The 17,922-nt window shown below is 54.7% G+C and carries 13 protein-coding genes and 1 pseudogene; 4 read left to right on the top strand and 10 right to left on the bottom strand.

Annotation, left to right across the window (positions count from 1 at the left end; all coding sequences use genetic code 11):
* Window positions 1–490 precede the first annotated feature (490 nt).
* Complete coding sequence (locus tag JRJ26_06245) at window positions 491–1,255, bottom strand: SDR family oxidoreductase (protein MBW2057081.1); 765 nt, start codon at window positions 1,253–1,255, stop codon at window positions 491–493.
* Between the two features lie 1,587 nt (window positions 1,256–2,842).
* Between JRJ26_06245 and JRJ26_06250 the strand changes: the two genes are divergently transcribed.
* Window positions 2,843–3,943, top strand: coding sequence for a DSD1 family PLP-dependent enzyme (locus tag JRJ26_06250; GenBank protein ID MBW2057082.1), 1,101 nt, complete (start codon window positions 2,843–2,845; stop codon window positions 3,941–3,943).
* Between the two features lie 277 nt (window positions 3,944–4,220).
* On the opposite strand, the gene JRJ26_06255 is transcribed toward JRJ26_06250, so the two are convergent.
* The 5 genes and pseudogenes from JRJ26_06255 to JRJ26_06275 all read right to left on the bottom strand — a co-directional run bounded on the left by JRJ26_06255 (window position 4,221) and on the right by JRJ26_06275 (window position 10,178).
* Window positions 4,221–5,600: an amidohydrolase gene (locus JRJ26_06255; protein ID MBW2057083.1), complete on the bottom strand. Its 1,380-nt coding sequence runs from the start codon at window positions 5,598–5,600 to the stop codon at window positions 4,221–4,223.
* Between the two features lie 241 nt (window positions 5,601–5,841).
* Window positions 5,842–6,651: an SDR family oxidoreductase gene (locus tag JRJ26_06260; protein ID MBW2057084.1), complete on the bottom strand. Its 810-nt coding sequence runs from the start codon at window positions 6,649–6,651 to the stop codon at window positions 5,842–5,844.
* A gap of 64 nt (window positions 6,652–6,715) precedes the next feature.
* Window positions 6,716–7,764: pseudogene (locus JRJ26_06265) on the bottom strand (AAA family ATPase).
* A gap of 141 nt (window positions 7,765–7,905) precedes the next feature.
* Window positions 7,906–8,199, bottom strand: a complete 294-nt coding sequence (locus JRJ26_06270; GenBank protein ID MBW2057085.1) for a hypothetical protein — start codon at window positions 8,197–8,199, stop codon at window positions 7,906–7,908.
* 155 nt (window positions 8,200–8,354) lie between these two features.
* The gene (locus JRJ26_06275; protein MBW2057086.1) at window positions 8,355–10,178 is read right to left on the bottom strand and encodes a hypothetical protein; all 1,824 of its coding nucleotides are present in this window, start codon (window positions 10,176–10,178) and stop codon (window positions 8,355–8,357) included.
* A 347-nt stretch (window positions 10,179–10,525) separates the two neighbouring features.
* Between JRJ26_06275 and JRJ26_06280 the strand changes: the two genes are divergently transcribed.
* From JRJ26_06280 to JRJ26_06290, 3 genes are all read left to right on the top strand, one after another.
* Complete coding sequence (locus JRJ26_06280) at window positions 10,526–11,638, top strand: diguanylate cyclase (GenBank protein MBW2057087.1); 1,113 nt, start codon at window positions 10,526–10,528, stop codon at window positions 11,636–11,638.
* Between the two features lie 70 nt (window positions 11,639–11,708).
* On the top strand, window positions 11,709–12,920 hold the full coding sequence (locus tag JRJ26_06285; protein MBW2057088.1) for a hypothetical protein: 1,212 nt from the start codon (window positions 11,709–11,711) through the stop codon (window positions 12,918–12,920).
* Between the two features lie 3 nt (window positions 12,921–12,923).
* On the top strand, window positions 12,924–13,298 hold the full coding sequence (locus tag JRJ26_06290) for a hypothetical protein (GenBank protein MBW2057089.1): 375 nt from the start codon (window positions 12,924–12,926) through the stop codon (window positions 13,296–13,298).
* A gap of 32 nt (window positions 13,299–13,330) precedes the next feature.
* On the opposite strand, the gene JRJ26_06295 is transcribed toward JRJ26_06290, so the two are convergent.
* From JRJ26_06295 to JRJ26_06310, 4 genes are all read right to left on the bottom strand, one after another.
* Window positions 13,331–14,677: an insulinase family protein gene (locus JRJ26_06295; GenBank protein ID MBW2057090.1), complete on the bottom strand. Its 1,347-nt coding sequence runs from the start codon at window positions 14,675–14,677 to the stop codon at window positions 13,331–13,333.
* 11 nt (window positions 14,678–14,688) lie between these two features.
* Window positions 14,689–16,050: an insulinase family protein gene (locus JRJ26_06300; GenBank protein MBW2057091.1), complete on the bottom strand. Its 1,362-nt coding sequence runs from the start codon at window positions 16,048–16,050 to the stop codon at window positions 14,689–14,691.
* 153 nt (window positions 16,051–16,203) lie between these two features.
* Window positions 16,204–16,662: a universal stress protein gene (locus JRJ26_06305; protein ID MBW2057092.1), complete on the bottom strand. Its 459-nt coding sequence runs from the start codon at window positions 16,660–16,662 to the stop codon at window positions 16,204–16,206.
* Between the two features lie 141 nt (window positions 16,663–16,803).
* On the bottom strand, window positions 16,804–17,922 hold the full coding sequence (locus JRJ26_06310; protein MBW2057093.1) for a site-2 protease family protein: 1,119 nt from the start codon (window positions 17,920–17,922) through the stop codon (window positions 16,804–16,806).

Here is a 17,922-nt window from a genome sequence, read left to right on the forward strand (position 1 = left end):
ACCCGTTCTCTCACCGATAAGGTGCCCCTGACAAACTCTCTGTAACTGACATAGGGCTTCAGCCGGGAACGGTTTTCACGTTCCTCCTTTGTCATCTTAGAACGATACATCATGGCCCCCTTTCTGATATATAACTACTATACCAGAAAAAGGGGAAAAATCAAGCCCCGCTGCCAATACGAATCTGCTCGGTAATTATTCGGAAGAAAAAAGATTATAAAATTGAAAATTTAGGCGTGTTTGAAATTTCAGTTGCGGAACCGCTGCCTCACAACAGATGGGGCTACTCCGCCTCCGCAGTCTTTCGCTCAGTAATTCCCACCACCCCTACATCGAGGGTGAAGATCGGTCGTTTCGATTTCTTCGAGGGCGTACTCTCGCCGAGTGGCCCGTTCATATCCATCGCAAAATATTCCGCAACCACTACCTTTCTGCTACCAGCTGTGGTAAGTGTCATATCCTCAAAAACTCGTCGATTTGAGGGAGAGCTTCAATAGGTTTTCTTTCCGCCACCATCTAATTTGATCACTGCACCGGACATAAAGGAGGAGTCATCCGAGGCCAGGAAAAGCGCTGTTTTTGCAACATCTTCCGGTTGACCGATGCGACCCAAGGGGCGGCTCGAGGAATCTTTCAGGTAGCTTTCCCACGTCACACCGCGGAGCTTGGCATCTTCAAAGAGCATGGGAGTTTCAGTGTCTCCAGGACAGATACAATTTACCCGAACGCCCTGGTGGCCGTGGTCTTTGGCCATCGTCTTCGTAAGAGTGATTACACCGCCTTTTGCAGCACAATAGGCGGCTCCCTTGTCTTCCCCGACCAATCCACAAGCGGAGCTGATATTGATGATGACACCGCTTCCCTTCTCGATCATTAAGGGTAAGGTATATTTTGACATTAAAAAGGTGCCCTTGAGCATTATATCGACCTGCAGGTCCCATTCTTCTTCTGTGCAATCCACCACCGAGTTACGGTAATAAACACCGGCATTGTTGCAAAGAATATCGATGCTCTCAAAGGCATTGACAGTTTCTTCAACGGCGCGGCGGCATTCCTCCGCAAATCGGACATCTGACTTGACAAAAATGGCGCTCCCGCCCGCCTGTTCAATTTCCGAAACGACTTTTCGCCCCCGCTCCTCGTTCCTTCCTGTAACGGCTACCCTGGCTCCCTCTTGTGCAAAGAGTAACGCCATTGCCCGACCGATCCCGGAGGTCCCGCCTGTTATCACAGCTACTCTTCGATTCAAACGCATAAGCTAACCCCCTCTTTCACAATTTTTCTCAGGTACGTCAAGCAGAAATACAGTTAACGTATAAATTTATCATTATATCAGATTTTTGTCAAATTCTAAGATCTGCGGACATTCCCCATATTTTTGATCAGAGGCGGGATAAGTTATTGAAAGAATGGGCGTAGTGGGGAAGATAGAGGAGGCTTTCCAATGTCTCCAGGAGTCTCAACTAGAGGATTGGTCTGACTAAGGCCGAGGTAGGCTATCGAGGCATATGGACAAGTAGGATCTGAGTGGATGGATCAACCAGGCTCGACATCCTTCTCAAAAAGATATTCGAGAACGCAAAGCGGTTCTTTGAAATACCGAAATTTCACCAGCACCCCATGGCCGTCCCACCGCTTCCGCAATGTCGCCCGGGGACAAGGGTGTTCTCCAAAGGTCAGGAAACTCCACTAACCTTGGCCCTTGAACTATCTTGAGAATTTTGGCAATATCCTACTGATGATTTCACGACGTGTGTCTACTTTTGAAGTGGACAATCCGTTTTGAGCTTAAGATGAATGAAGGTGGGCAGAGAACTTCTTAACAGAACACACATTGTCGACATGGCTATATTGGTGATAAAGACAAACCTCAAAGAAATGGTCTAGGAGAGTATAAGGACCTCAATTGTCAATTTTGAGATTCTGCCAGGTATCGAGGTTTCAGATAGGCAGAGCGCCCAGGCGACGGGAATCAGCCAAACGTCGGTCGGTCAGAGAGACTCTCGTTCGATCGAAAAAACCGGGGATGAGCAACCTCAAGGTTAAGTTCCATATGGCGGATCAAGCCTTTCCCAGCGCCGTCAACGAGGCCATGCTTTAAGGGTGCCCACCCAGATTGGAGACACCGGATACAAGGTGAATCTGAGGGGCGGAGGCTGGCCACTGGACAAATCGTGACAGAGGATCCCGGTTTAATCCGCCTACGGCTGATCGTAAAGCGATATTGGACTGGGCAGACGACAATAGCCCTTAAGAAGTAGACAGTATGCAGTAAATAACTGTCAGCAACTGGTTTCTGAGGTGATGTCCTAAAATTGCTGCAAAAATGGTCTTTGGGGGCTGGGCCTTAGCCGGAATGCGATAAGCTCTGCCAGGCAACAAAAACAAAGGAGGCCCCTCTCGATGTAGAGAGTACGACTGCAAGATGATACAAGGAAGAGGATTCGTGAGGTGATCAACCAAGGAACGGCTGGGCCCGAAGATCCCAGAGCGCATTGATTAGGTTAGGCATTTAGAGTTTAGCTGAGGAGGCCTTGGAGGATCTTGTGGTTGAGATGTTCGCCCGGGGATGTTCGACCCAGCACAATGAGCCAATCTTTTGGGGGTCTTTTATTAAGGACAGCGCTCTATGAATTCACCGAGAGGCCTTTGCCACCACCCGAAATCTATCGGAGGCCAAGCCGCTCTATCCGTTTCTGGAAAGGCTTTCAGCAAAGCTCACTCCTAGCTACAGGCGGGAGGCGGTTCTCGTAGTAAAGATGGGATTTGGCCCGTTAACAACGCATAAGTATAGAACGAGGTAGTGTCAAAGATAGAACAATGATTTTTCGAGGAGATTCGAATGATACAACAAATCGGATGTTCTATAAATGAGTTGGACACACCATTTCTTTGGGTCGACCTAGACACTATGGAGAACAACATCTCGTACTTATCAGGGTATTTCAAAGATGCCGGTGTGGCATGGCGGCCACATACAAAGGGAATCAAAGTACCTTTAATAGCTCATAAATTGCTTGAGAATGGAGCCATAGGAGTCACATGTTCAAAGCTAAGCGAAGCCGAAGTTCTGGTATCTGCAGGCATAAAAGATATCTTGATAGCCAACCAAATAATAGGCCAGAGCAAAATCACTCGGCTTGGCCATCTACAATATCGAGCAAATATCATTGTCGCAATAGATAATTTTCAAAACGCCAGGGATATTTCCAAAATTGCTAATGAAATAGGAGTCAGAATAGGAGCCTTGGTTGAGGTCGATATCGGTATGCATCGGTGTGGAAAAGTGCCTGGCGAACCTGCAGCAGAGTTAGCAATGCAGATCAATGATCTGTCTGGAATAGAACTGTTAGGTGTTATGGGCTGGGAGGGACACGTAGTTGATATACTCGATAAAGAACTGAAAGAAAAAACATGTTTGAGAGCCATCGAATCTCTGGTGAATACTGCCGAAATGATCCGTATGAAAGGCATAGACGCTCCTATTGTGAGTTGTGGCGGAAGTGGATCCTATATGGTCACTGCACATATTCCAGGCGTAACTGAAATCCAAGCTGGTGGCGCAATCTTTGGTGATTTGACCTATGTGAAATGGGGAGCTTGTACCGAATGCTCGCTGTTTGTTCAGTCCACAGTTATCAGTCGCCCTACGCCTGCTCGCGCGATCGTAGATGCTGGTTTCAAGGCGATGAATGGTAAGGTGTCCACGGTGTCGATGCCAGAGGTGGCAGACATCTCCGGCGTAAAATTGTTAGGTCTAGATTCCGAGTATGGATATCTGGAAATAGAATATGAAAGACTGCAATTAATGGTAAATGATCGTGTAAACTTTATTGTCGGATATGGGGACGCGACGCTTTTTCTTCATGATTATTTGATTGGTGTTCGCGGTGGAAAAGTGGAAGCTGTTTGGGAAATTCAAGGGCGAGGAAAGCTAACTTGAGAGTGAATTTCTCCATCGGGAAACGAGCTGTCCAGATAGGGACGGTCACAAGAAGCTTGAGCCGCCTGTTCGAACTCCACCCGGATGTCCTGGGGCAGCTTCGATGCCAGATTGGGCATCTGACGAGTCGAAAGCTGGCACCGTGCCCTTAGGCCGACCCTATCGATTTCCCTGCCCTTTGAGTTGAAGGGATGGAGATAAATGTTCGGCAAAAGAGGGCTCAGCACACTGCGCCGGTAACTTGACCAGGAATCGAAGTTTTGGCACTGGCAAGTCTTTACGGATCTTCAGATTTCCATGTCTCCGCCTCGTAAACCTCTGTTCTGAACAATTTTTGCTGACGCTCCAGGTACTCCGGTTTGGTCATAGCGGGCCGATGCTCAGCTAAAATCCCTATAGCCTTTTCGGCATCTCCCCAGAGCAAATCCACCGCCGCCATAGCTAGTGACTTGGCCGGAGCTAGGTACGCCATCTCCTTGTCTGAAATATGCCATTCGGCACTGTGATACGCGCCTTTCGCCCCGCCCATGGAGGCGTGTAGGGCCGGCATCAGCTGTGAGATATCGCCCAAATCAGTTGACCCTGGATCGTGTCCCGCTTCTATATACTCACCCTCTCCGAACAGCTCCACGCAGTTTGCCTGAAACACCCGCTTAAGCCCTGTATCGTTCCTCAACGGCATGTATCCCGGAAACGTTTTTATGACCACCCTTGCCCCTAAAGCCATTGCTCCTGCACGCAGCCCTCGATCCACTTTCGCATTCGCGTCTATAATAGCCTCATTTGTCTTCGCCCGTACATACGTCTCCATCCGTACCTCCGAGGGTACCACGTTCACCAAATCGCCACCACTGCTGATAATCGGATGCACACGGATCGTGTCCCTATCCTGGAAAGTTTCTCGCTGCGCGTGGATTGCCGCGAGCGCCACGTGCGCCGCATTCAGGGCGTTTATCCCCATGTGCGGTGCTGCGCCAGCATGAGCGGCTCGTCCGATGAACCGAATCATCTTCACGACGGCGCCGTTGGAGGATTGGGCAACCGCTGCCTTTTTCAGCTCCGTTTCGCTGTGCGTATGAATCATCATTGCCATATCGATGTCATCGAAATGTCCCAGCCGCACTAGCTCAGGTTTTCCACACAGAAATGCAAGCCTTCCCTCACTCACAAGCCTAGCTCGGTACTCAAGATCCACATATTCCTCTGCGGGTACCGCAAAAAACACCACCGTCCCGGCTAGTTTTTCAGCAACCTTCGCTTCCACCATTCCGATCATTGCCCCCAGCAGCCCTGCTATCTGTGCATTGTGACCGCACGCATGAGCCGCCCCCGTCTCAGGTTTTGCCGCCGGGTGGTCTCGTACGATCAAAGCATCTAGCTCACCCATCAGTGCGACCGTCGGCCCGGGCTTTTTGCCCTCGAGCACCCCTTTAACGCCTGTAATTGCGAGCCCTGTCTGACAGGGGATCCCGAACTCCTTCATCCTGTTCACCACAAGTTCTGCCGTCCTAAACTCTTTGAAACCCAGCTCAGGGTTGGCCATAATATGATCGCCGAATTTCTTGATCTGGCCCTGCCAGCAGTCAATCACTTTGCATATGTGCTGCTTGTATTCCTTTTTTGTTTTCATCCGTACCTCCCAGAAGAGAGCCTGCATTTCCTACTGACGCATTAAGCCATTGGATTGAAGATATTTGATCGTCAGCTTCAGTATACATTTCCGTATAAGCTTGCGAAAGATAAATCAAGTCAAATATCTCTCTCAGACCTTCTTGTTTCAGCAACATATGAACGATCAAATTTTTTTGACCTTAGCAGATCATTTTGTATACGAAATACCAATCTGGATCTATTCTTTTCCTGTAAAATGGATCCCACTTCAGGGACCACTCAATCTATCACTTTATATATTCTTCAATTTCTTCTCTTGAGAACAGGACTCTTCCTTCCATTCCCCCAGCCACAGTAATTGTCTGTCCACTCACGTGTCCTGCCAATTTGTCGGAAGATAAGTACATGATTGCATGTGCAATGTCGGAAGGCGTTGCGACCTTGCGAAGAGGAATTGTCTGCAAGATTCTTGACACATCTGCTTTATTGGATAAATCCTTTTCTGTCATTGGTGTAACGGTCCATCCTGGATTGACCAAATTGACGCGTCCGCGTACGGCAAGACCAACAATTTCGTTCTTCAGGGCCATCATTAGACCTCTCAAACCCGCTTTGGAAGCAGAATAGTCACTATACAATGCTTGGCCAATTTCACCTGCAGTTGAACCCACAAAAACCAGTGATGCGTCATCTCCTGGATATTTCTTTAGGTTAATAAAGAAATATTTTGCACAGAGAAATGCCCCAGTCAGATTTACCGCTATCGTTTCTTGCCATTGTTTCATCGACATCTCATATACAGTTACTCCATCGGCAAAAGCTATTCCGGCGTTTACGACGCTGGCATCTACTCTTCCGAAAACCGCGTTTGCTTCTGAAAAAAGGGAGGCCACTTCAGAATCGTTACGAACGTCAACTTTCACAACGTTCAATCGTTCAGAGTATGAGTCTTTCAGAGTTTCCAAATTACTCGGGTTACTTTTATAGCAAGCTGTGACCCATGCACCTTCTGCAAGGAAGAGTGATATTGACTGAAACCCGATTCCGCTTGATGCACCCGTAACCAGAACATGTTTGCGTTGAAACCCGGTATTCATCTGCAAACTCTCCGTGCTTTTATAATCATACAGCTTTCAAATACCGGCTGGTTCTTAATAAGAGTTACAATATGTGGGTGTGCTTGAAGCATGGTAAGCGGATGAATTCCCACCCCATACGATTCGCAATGATATTCCGATACAAGAACATGGCCCCTCTCCTCTCCGTGGAGCCCCTTCTTAACCCAACCTCAAAACCCGCCGTCCCCAAAAAGCCCGAGGTCATTATACCCGGCCGCTCTTTGGTGTCAAGGGAGACATCAGGTGGAGTTTCCTGACTTTTGGAGTACGCGCTTGTCCCTGAGCGACATTGCGGAAGCGGTGGGGCATCCATTGGGAGTGAGCGGGGAGGGAAAAGCCCGCCCTTTAGAGGCGGGAGGGGGTTGGTGAAGCAGGGGCGAAGCACGATCACCTGGCAGGTGGCTTCCAGCACGGAGAGCCACGCTTTGGCCGTGTTGACAGCCAAGCCCAGATCCCGGGCGACATCCGTCAAATTCAGCAGCTGAGGGCTTCTGGCCGCCAGGGCCCGGAGGAAATTCTGGAACTGGGAGAGGTCCCCGACCCCGCCTGAGTGTACGCAGGTTTCGTTCCAGGTACGTCTGGACGTAATTCGTATGCCACAGGCTTGCATCCCGCCTGGGATGTTCGGCAAGCTCGGGATATCCACCTTTCAGGAATCCTTTCCAAAGCTCACGATACGCGAGGGGGTTTCCCGTGGACGGCTGGTGTTTGGACTCCCACGGTAAAGCGAGCTTTGGCCTTCCCTCGGCCTCCCGCCTTGATAGCGGAAGAAGGCGAAGCATCGCGGCGCGATCTGCCAATGACTCGGTCACGTTCTCCGTGAGCAAAAGGTTGTGCGAGCCGGTCGACAGGAATTGCCCGCTCTTGTGGCGGTTAGGGTCAATCCTCTCTATTGATATAGGGAAGCAGATCCGGAGCGTACTCCATCTCATCGAATATCACGGGAGGTGGATACATTTCCAGGAACGTGCGTGGGTCCACCTCGGCCGACGCCCGAACATCCGGCGGCTCCAGGGAAACATAACGGTAACGCGTTCCGAAGAGGTACTGCAGAAGCGTCGTCTTGCCGGATTGGCGTGCTCCGGTCAGCACTACGGCAGGGAACTAGGCAGCTGCATTACTGAGAACCTCATCATTTCCACTCACAAATTCATCGGCCTCCTGAGACCAAAGCCGCTGGACCAATGGGGTGATCTTAGAACGACCCACCTCTGCCCCAACCACCTCGTATAATCAACACCCCTTGCCTAGCTTCTTCTCACTCCCATCACGCACCTCACCCAGATGCTCCATCTTGCGTGCACACTTTTTGATCAGATCCGATATGTCTACAACCAAAAGCCTCTCCTGCCCAACCCACTCGGCCCGTTGCTCAAGCAAGACCTTGTTAGCCCTCCCCCTGATCGCTCCCTTTGCCAGATTCCGACTGAGACGCTTGTGGGTGTCACGAAGACTGATCCCCTCCTCCAGGGATCGTCCTATCCTCGTCAAAACCACCGAACCACTCGCCCAAATTCCAACGATCATCTCTTCCACAAATCGACAAGCTACCTTGCCCAACCCCGTACAAATTTCCCCCGAAAATCGGTGAATCTGCTCTCGCAATCTGTCCCCAACCAGATGTACCATAACACAGGCAGGTATTCCCCTCAGGCCCTGCCCCATACCCGTACCTGTTCTCCTCAAAGAGGGGATGCCCTTTGTCGGAAAATCCTCGATGAGGATGATTCGACCCTTACTACCATGGCGTCGATGAAGCGGGGGTCGATCTCACCGCCGGGACGAATCCGCCCCATCGACGATTCCAGCTTCCCGGCGAGCACGTCCACCCACCAGTGGAGTTCCTCTTCTTGGTCTCCGGAGAGGCCTCGGCCGCCCTTAATCGACTGGTCCAGGAGGATTTGACGGATTGCCGGTCTCAGCCCTCCCCGGGGTCTTCCCCGGATTCTTCCGACGAAGAGTTCATGGACCCGGCCCAGAGAGTCCCTTTCAAGAGGATCCATGGTGTTTTTTCCATGGAGTACCCTGTTGGCCAGGACGGTCAGACAGATGGTGCTGAGAGTCGGGCTGTGGGGCCAGCACGAGGCCGGGTCCAGTCGATTGATGGCGTCAGCCGGTATGCCCATATATTCGTGGACTATCCTGCCAAGAGCGGCGACTCTCCGGAGCCGTTCCTCGACCAGGGCGAGTTCCTCGAGTCGTTCAAAAGGCCGCAGGTTGCCGCCCTCTTGTTCGGAGTAGAAGAGGGGCCTCTTGCGAAGTAGCCCCTTCATCGTCTCTCTGAGAGGCGAGTCGAGCACCTCGATGCCTCTGGTGATGGCTCGCAACCAGCCCTTGCGGACGATGTGGTCTGCTTTTCTGCGCAACCTGAGGGCGAGGCTGAATCCGGTCTGAAAGATCCTCACCACCGGAACCGTCTTCAAGACACGGAGAGCCTCCTGCCGGTCCTCGTGGCTCAGGTATCTGAGGCCCAGATCGAGGGTCTGGAAGGCCTTGCGCACCGATCGATGGACAGCCCCGAGATCGGCCGGATCGGCCGCGTCGGCCACGAGAACCCGGTTGGCAAGGGCCATGATCTCCCACTGGACCCTCTCGAGTGAGGTCTGGTCGAGGCCTTCCTGGAGGGCGAGGGAGAAGAACCATCCCTGCTTGCCTGCCAATTGGATCTGCACCGGGGGGTAGAAGCTCTGGTTCGGAGGCGGCAGGGCTTCGAATCTCTCCTGCCTCACCCTTTCCGGGTCTATATAGCTGTAGATTTCAAGGGCCTGTTCAAAGTCTGGGAATCCCCTGTCGGCAAGCCTTCCGTTCCTCCACCGGAGAGCCAGGGCCTCGGTCTCTGCCGGGATGTCCCAGAGGATCGATTCCATCAAGGACTGATAGAAGACGAGATCATGGGAACAGAGAAAATCGAGGATCCTTGTCAGCGGCACCTCTGCCCCCTTGTCGAGGAACTCGAGGTAATAGACGCGATCAAACGTGAGAAGACTCTGCCCTCCCGGACCATGGGGTTCCTCCTCCCTGGTTTCCGTCTTTATGACCCTGATGAGCTTGCCAAACAGGGAGACCAGCAGTTCCGGATCGGCTGTCTTGAGAAACTCGGCTATCTTGGCCTCACCACAGGTCTCGAGTATCTCGAGCCAGAGAGCCCCCTTGTCCCTGTCGATCTGGTCCTTGCTCCAGAGTTCGAGATCGAGGATATAGGTGAGTTGGCCCGGTGTCGTCAGCTTGATCAGCTCGACGGCGTCCTGTTCGCCCACCTCCTTGATGGTGAAGAATACCTCGCTTTCGGGCAGGCTCCTGACGACCGCGGCAGGATCGGATGAGCGGATGATCATTTCGAGCCGTTCCTTCCCCCTCAGGGCCAGAGCAGCCCGGGTCTCCTTTTGGACCAAGCCGGTCGTCGATTCCCCGGGCGGCCCGCCCCTGGTGGATCCGGGACCTCTTGCACCCCTCTTCCCCGCCCTTCTCGTTTCCGCACTCCGTGCGTCTTGAAAAGTCCCTTGCAATGTCTACCCTCCCGGGAAGCCCTTCTTTCAACTATAGAATAATCACCCCTCCTTATCGGTTCAAGTGAGAGCATCGAGCTTCCCCCCGGCCGATTCCGAGAGGGCCGCCCCGTGAACTCACGATCGAAACAAACAGGTGTTTCCCCTTGGGAATCGAAAAAAACCACCCCGGAAATCAAGACGGTCGGAGACATCCGCTTCATGAGCCCGCGAGCTCCTGATGGCCCTGTCCGGCGGACAAGGTGGGACGGCGCCTGTGAAAGCCTGGCTTGACAACAGAGGGTCCTGGACTTACTTTTTTTTGAAGGCGGGTGTTTCAGTCAACCGGGATGTGGAGCACTGGAACCATGAAGGGATACTACTATCCGGAGGGGGCCGAAGGGATTCACTCTGACTATGAGATCCTCAAAGACCTGATCGGTCCACTGGAGGATCTCAACAGGGACCTGAAGATCGACCTTGCCAAGTACAAGCGGGCTTACGAGTCGATAGTTCAGCTCCACCGATCACTCAATTCGGCCCTTGTCGTGAGGAGCCTCCTGGAGAGCGTGGCTTCGCTGTTTTTCATCGAGAGCGCGGCAGTGATCCGTTTTGAGCCTGGTGACAGGATGCGCGTGCTCGGGGGACACAACATCTCCAAACAGAGAGTAGAGGAGATATTGGACCAGGCAAAAGGGATGGTGGAGGAAGCCCGGTTTACCCGACGCCCGGTCATCGTGGCGGATGCACTCAAAGAGAGAGGCCGCCACCTCACGGGCCGAGAGCTGCCCTCCATAGCGCTCATACCTATGATCGTGGGCCATGAGGCCATCGGTGCGATCCTGATCAACGACTGGGCTGAGGGGGGACTGTCGGGCTCGGTTCTCGACGTACTCAATCTGATAGCCTCTTCTGCCGCCGTGGCTCTGCGAAACGCCGAGACATACGAGGCGACCAAGAGGTGGACCTTCATAGATCCGGATACGGAGATCTACAACAGGAGATACTTTGAAGACTATACCAGGCACCTCATCGACCAGGCCGGAATCTGCCCGTTAGAAACCTCGATCCTGGTGATCGGACTCCGCAACTTCAGGGAACTGGAAAACACCATGGGCAAGCCTCACGCCACCGGTCTTCTGAAGGGGATCGTGGCTGAGATCGACAGGAGATTGAAAAGACCCCACATCCTGTGCCGGTACAATACCTCCAGTCTCTCCCTCATACTGCCCGGTGTGGATGAATCCGCTATTGCCGGCCTCTGTGCCGAAGTGGAGCAGATCCTGGAGAGCGGGAGGAAAGGGGACCTGCGCACCAGGCTCGAGACCAGGGTTTCAGGGTTCGTTATCCCGCCCTCGTTGAGATCACCCAAGGAGATCATTCGCCTGACCGACCGGAGCCTGAGCCCCCAGCCGAGGAGGGCCAACAGCGTCTTCCACGGCCTGGAGAGCGCCTCTGGAGGTGGGCCTGCCGGGGCTTGAACCGGGTGGTCTGTTCCATAGGAGAAAAGAGAGGCAGGGAAGACCGCCCTCAGGGCCGAAAGTGGAAGAGTTGACGAGCACAGGCCGTTTTCTTGTGGGTATCAATTACTGGCCCAGGGAGACCGCCATGTTCTGGTGGAGGCGGTTCGACCTTGCCTGTGTGAGGCGGGATTTTTCTCTCCTGGCCGACTTCGGCTTCGATCTCGTACGTATTTTCCTTCTCTGGGAGGATTTCCAGCCTGAGATAAGGCGCGTGTCGGTGTCCTGTCTCGACCGCCTGGTCCAGGTGGCAGAGACGGCCCATGAATCGAGGATCAAGATCCTCCCCACCTTCTTCACGGGCTACATGAGCGGGATGAATTGGCTTCCTCCCTGGATGCTCGAGTCGAGCGGCGAAAAGGGGCGGTTCTCCATCTTCTCAGGCGGGCAGGTCCTTCAGGCGGGTATCCGAAACATGTACGGCGAAAAGGAGGTGTTGAAGGCGCAGAAACTTCTCCTCCACGAAACAACGGGTGCACTTCAGGGGCATCCCGCCGTGTGGGGATATGACCTGGGTAATGAACCCTTAAACCTGGTGATCCCTCCCTCAAAAGACCGGGCCAGGGCATGGCTCGAGGAGATGGTTCTCGAGCTGAAGAGGTACGATTCGGATATCCCCGTGACCCTAGGGCTGGGCCAGCAGGATCTGGAAGAGGATAGGGTCCTTGGCCCCGGTGAAGTTGCCTCTGCCTGCGATCTTTTGGCCGTCCATGCCTACCCGTGCTATGCGGCGTGGGCGGAGGGCCCCCTGGATTGGAGGGCATCTCTCTTTGTGGCCCTGCTTGCATCATGGCTCGGGGGGAAGAAGGTACTTCTCGAAGGGTTCGGCGTTCCCACCGACCCGGGCCGGACGGCGCTCCCCGAGGAGGAAAGGGAAAGGCTCGGTGGAGTCGAGCTCGTACCGGAAGAGGATGCGGCACTCTACTACGGAAAGGTCCTGGAGGTTCTCTCCGCGTATGGGTTCCCGGGAGGCATGGCCTGGTGTTTTTCTGATTTTGAACCGAGGCTCTGGGAGGTGAGCCCCCTGAGGGAGCATGTACACGAGAGGTACTTCGGCCTCTTTCGGTGGGACGGTTCGCCCAAGGAGGGGGCCGGCCGGATCGCCGGTGCCGGGCGCGGGCCGGCCTCAACAGAGGCTTCCCTGGATTGGATAGACCTGAGGCCGGATGACTACTACGAGCGCCCTGGAGAACATCTGGAGCGGCTGTACCAGCGGTTCAAAGAGCGCTTTCAGGAGGTCTGAGAAATGGAGGCGGGTGAGTCGAAAAGGGAAGAGGAAGATCTTCTCCACGATCTGGAGGAGGCCGTGAACAGGCGAAACTATCTTCTTGCCGAGGAACTGGCGAGACGTCTCAACCGGCCTGAATCGGAGATACGAGACCTCCAAGAGAAGGCGATCTGCCAGTACGTGCTCGAGTTCCGGAACCCGGAAGGGGCGGTTGCCCTGGCAGATGAATTCAACTTTTCCCAGGAGGACCTGCGCCGGCTTTTCACCGCCGTGCTCGAGGAAGTCAAGGAGAAAGCCGACAAGGAGAAGAGCGTGGTTACGGCCAGGTTCGACGTAAAGGCCATGGGCTACCTGAGCCTGGAACAGTGGTTGAAGAGGTATTTCAAGGTATAGATCAAACCGCGATCTCCCCTGGTATCACAGGATCACTCCATGCCCGCTTCCTTCAGGTCTGCCACCACAACGAGGACGATCCTGTCAGGGTGGAGATGGGTCCGTGCTACCCGGAGTACCTCCCCAGAGGTGACGGATTCGATGAGGGAAGGGTATCTGCTCGCATAGTCGAGTCCGAGGCCGTAGTACTCGGCCTGGGTGAGAAAGGCGGCCAGCTTTCTCTGGGTATCGAGGCGCAAGGGGAAGCTCCCTGTCAGGTATTTTCTGGCCCCTTGGAGTTCTTTTTCCGAGACAGGCTCGCTGCGGATTCGCTCCATTTCGTGAAGAGAGAGGGAGATCGCCTCGCGGGCCGAGGAGTTTTTTGTCTGGAGAGAGATCTGGAATGAACCCGGATACTTCCACGCGTCGAAGAAACTCGCGACAGAGTATGCGAGGCCCCTCTTGTTTCGGACCTCTTCCATGAGGCGTGAGGCGAAGCCCCCGCCTCCGAGGATGTAGTTCATCACCCTGAGGGCGTAGAAGTCCGGGTCGGCGCGGCTCACGCCGCCGTGGCCGAGTATGATATTGGCCTGCGCGATCTTTCGGTCGATCTTGACAACCTTCGCTTCTGTGGCAAGGGGGGGCGTAAACGGCGTTTCAGGTATCCGGGCCTTCCCCCAGCCTGTGAGGCGTGAGAGGACCGCCTTTCGTATCTCCCCGGCCTTCACATCCCCCACGACAGTGAGAATCGAGTCGTTCGGCCGGTAGAAGCTCTTGTAGAATCGGACAAGGCCGTCCCGGGTCACCCGGGGAAGCGAGCGCTCGGTCCCCCTTACCGGATGGCCGTAAGGGTTGTCGCCGAAGAGGGCCCTCCGGAAGGCCTTACGGGCCACCACCCCGGGGTTGTCTTCAGCGGATCGGATGGATGCCAGGGTCCTGTCCACCTGGTGTCGTATCTCCTCCTCGGGGAAGGAGGGCTTGGTGAGAATCTCGAAGAAGAGATCCAGCCCGCGGCCGAGATCCTTCTTCAGTATTTGGAGTTTCAGGGTCGCATAGTCCCTGCCGCATGCAGCACGGAGAACCGCACCCATGAAATCCAGCTCCTCGTCTATCGCGTCTGCGTTCCGCTCCGAGGTTCCTGCGAGAATGCTCTTCGCGGTCAGGTATGCAAGCCCCTCCTCCCCGGGGGGATCCCTCCTCGACCCGCAGTCAACGAGGAGCTCGAGGGTGGCAAAGGGGAGTGAGTGCTGCTCGGAGACGAGGAGGACAAGACCGTTTGCGAGGACGGTCCGCTCGACGGGAGGCATGGCCCGGACGTGGCCTTGCCAGGGCGTTGCCGGCAGTATGAGGAGTACAAAGGCGACGATACTGGAACAGAACCTCTTTTTTGCGAAAGACATGGTACCCCTTCCTATCTGACCGTCTGTTCTCCGGTGCAGGATCCGGGGGGTCGGGCTTTTCCCTCCTCCGGGTGCAGTGGGACGAGGATACCCACTGTACGGTTGTCCTGAATCAGATAGCGCCTGGCAACCCGCTTGATCTCTTGAGGTGTCACACTCCGGATGGAGACGAGATAATCGTCGATCGCCCTCCAGGTGAGGGCTATCTCGTACCATGCCAGGAGCATGGCCTGGAAAAAGGGCGAGTCCTGCCCGAACACGAAAGAGGCTTCGATCTGATTCTTTGCTTTCTCCAGCTCACGGTCTTCCACCGTCTCTGCCTGGAGTCGCTCTATCTCTCTGGCCAGAGCCTCTTCTACCAGGGCGGGTTCCTTGCCCGGAAGAGGCTCGGCCGAAACATAGAAGAGATTCGGATCCCGGGAGAGAAGGGAGTGATCCGTTTCCACACTCAGGGCGAGCCTCTCTTTGCGGACGAGAGTCTGGTAGAGCCTCGAGCTCTTGCCTTCCGAGAGGAGGGCCGAGATGACCTCCAGCACGTAGCTGTCCCGCTCCCGGAGGTTCGGCACGTGATAGGCCATTACGACAAAGGGGGTCCGGGCCTCTCTCTTTGCAATGACTCTCCTCTCCCCGGTCTGTGGAGGATCGATGCCCCTCTCTTGGTCAGGGACGACACCTCCGGGAATGGGTCCAAAGGTATTCTCGATTTTCGGAAGAAGCTCGGCCTTCTCGAAATCTCCCACCACGACCAGGAACGCGTTGGCAGGATTGTAATAGGTCCGGTAGTGCTCCTCGAGATCGGAGAGAGTGAACCGGGTGATGTCCTGCATCCAGCCGATGACCGGCCAGTGGTAGGGCTGTGTCTGAAAGGCCGTGGCTTCGACCTGCTCGAGAAGGTAGGCACGTGGATTGTCCTCGGTGCGGAGTCTCCTCTCCTCCATCACGACCATGCGCTCCGTTTGGAAGTCCTTTTCTCGGAGAATGAGGTTCTGCATCCGGTCCGATTCCAACTCCAGTGCCACCTGGATACGATCAGCACCGAGATTCTCGAAGTAGGCGGTGTAGTCCCGGGATGTAAAGGCATTGGTGTTCCCACCGTTCTCCTGGATGATCCTGGAGAACTCCTCCGGCCCGACCTTCCCCGTCCCCTTGAACATCATGTGCTCGAGCATGTGGGAGAGCCCGGTCTTCCCCCATGCCTCGTTTCTCGATCCCACCCGGTACCAGACCTGGAATGTGACAAGGGGGGCCTTGTGGTTTTCAAGAAGGATCACCTTGAGCCCGTTGGCGAGGACCTCTTCGGAGACTCTCTCCTGGAGGCCCGCCCTGGAGACGGCCGGTGTCAGAAGGCTCCAGAAGAGAAGCAATAGGGCCATACCCCACAGCAATCCGGTCCTGCGCCGCCATCTGATCCTCATCACGCCTCCCTGTGGTTGAATGTTCGGTTTTAGGGGCACGGTTCCGAGCAGAAGCCCCCCGCTCTCACTCTCAGGTGTTGATCGCCTTGGCCTTGGGGCAGTTTCCCCGCGTCAGGCCGGTTCCTCTTTCACGAGAAGAATCGAGCAGGGCATCGTCCTGATCAGTTTCTCCACGTCCCGGCTGAACAGCAGGTGCTCGATCCGGCCCTCCTCGTGGGCCGGAATGACGACCAAGTCGATTTTCTCCTTTGTAACAATCCGTAAAGTCTCCTCGACAGGATCCCCTTCCTTGATGATTTCCCGAATGGGCATCCCCTTGGCCTTCTCGAGTTCTATCAGCGCGTCGAGTTCCGCCTTTGCGACCTGTTCCATCTTCTTATACCCGTCCTGCAGGGACCGGAGATTCGGTATGGGTAGGTTCCATCTGTCCGCCCTGAAGTAGTCATAGATCACGTGGACCACGAACAGTTCGGCTTCATACTTTCTTGCCAGAGAAACACCGTAGTGGAAGGCTTTGCGTGAGGCCCCGGTCGATCGGCTCACAACGAGAATACGCTTGACGTCATCCACAGTTTCTTCCCCCCTTCATCTGTTTTGCCTTGTCCTGTCTGCCCGGACCTCGTCCAGCAAGCGCTCCGGTCTTCTTCTTGACGCCGTTTCCGGGCAAAGGGCCACGCCTCCCAGTGCCCTCCCTTCCCGGGAGACGGCCCCTCATATGCCGAGATCGGACCGGAGCTGCATGAAGTGGAGAATGTCCGTCCTGCAAACGATTCCCAGGATCTTGCCGTCTTTCACTACAGGAAGCTGGCGCACTTTCCTGGTGGTGAGTCGGGCCAGAACCTTGTTGCCGTCGTCCCTGGGAGAGGCGGTCACCAGCTTCTCCCTTGGGGTCATGATCTGGCTGACCATGGTCGAGGCCCACTCGTCTTTGGGAATCTTCTTCACATCTTCAAGACAGACGATACCCTGGAGCTTCCCCTTGTCGGCCACGATAAAGGCGCGTTCTCGGCCCTTGAGGATGAAGTCCTCGACCAGTCGCTCCACAGAGAGGTCACTCGGAACGGTCTCGATCTGTCTCACCATCAGGTCTTCGGCTCTGACATCCTTCAACATCTCTCTCATTATGACCTGATGGTAACCCTGGCCTGCAGCGCTGTGAAGAAACCACCCGATCATCATGATCCAGACCCCGTTGATGAAGTATCCGCGGAACATCATGAGAAACCCCATGGCAATAAAGACAAAGGCAAACCCCTGGCCGAGGGAGGAGGCGATGCGGGTCGCCTTTTTCAGGTCTCCCGTGAACTTCCAGATCAAAGCCCGAAGTATGCGTCCGCCGTCCATGGGAAAACCCGGCAGGAGGTTGAAGACGCCGAGAAGGATGTTTATGAACCGGAGGTATTTGGCAGTTGCGGCGAGAGGTTCGCTGATAGGGAGGAGCAGAAAGGTGAGGAGATAGCAGACAAGGGCTATGGCAAAGCTCGCCAGGGGGCCGACAACGGCCATGTAGAATTCCTTCGAGGCCTCCTTGGGCTCTTCGGATATCTGGGCCACTCCTCCGAGGATAAAGAGGGTGATCCGCCTGACCTTCTCTCCCTGTTTGACGGCCACCAGGGAGTGTGCCAACTCATGGGCCAGGACCGAGGCAAAGAAGAGCAGCGACGTGAGCACTCCCACCGCCCAATACTCCCACCTGGGCCAGTCGGGATAGCCGCCGGGGAAATAGTAGGACGCCATGATCCATGTCAAAAGCCCGAAGATGACGAGCCAGCTTGCGTCCACACAGATGTCTATACCGAGGATACTACCGATTTTCCATGATACCTTCAT

It is taken from the genome of Deltaproteobacteria bacterium, from assembly GCA_019308905.1.
GTDB lineage: Bacteria > Desulfobacterota > BSN033 > WVXP01 > WVXP01 > JAFDHF01.